The organism is uncultured Microscilla sp. (genome assembly GCF_947493425.1).
In the GTDB taxonomy this organism is placed as follows: domain Bacteria; phylum Bacteroidota; class Bacteroidia; order Cytophagales; family Microscillaceae; genus Microscilla.
On sequence record NZ_CANLRP010000634.1, the window covers coordinates 1 to 264 of the forward strand.

The window sequence follows — 264 nt, forward strand, 5'->3', positions numbered from 1 at the left end:
TCATAAAAAGAAGTACCCGCCCCGGCAAAATCTGCTACCGACCAAATACCAGGGGTGGGTTCAAAGTCCATGCGCCAAACGGTGCCGTGGTGCACATAATAAAGCGTGTTGCCATGCCGCCCCACATAATGGTACTGCGCGTGGCGCAAGCGGTGGTAAGGGTAGAGTATCCCGTTAAAACTCAGGCGATTGAGCACAGGTTTTTGCCAGTGCTCTACGATGCACGATTGGCGATGAGGGTCATAGCTTTGTACCTGCCCTACA

1 pseudogene is annotated in these 264 nt (G+C 53.0%); it reads right to left on the reverse strand.

From position 1 onward, the window contains the following. A pseudogene (locus Q0954_RS34775) lies at positions 1-264 on the reverse strand (hypothetical protein); the annotation flags it as partial.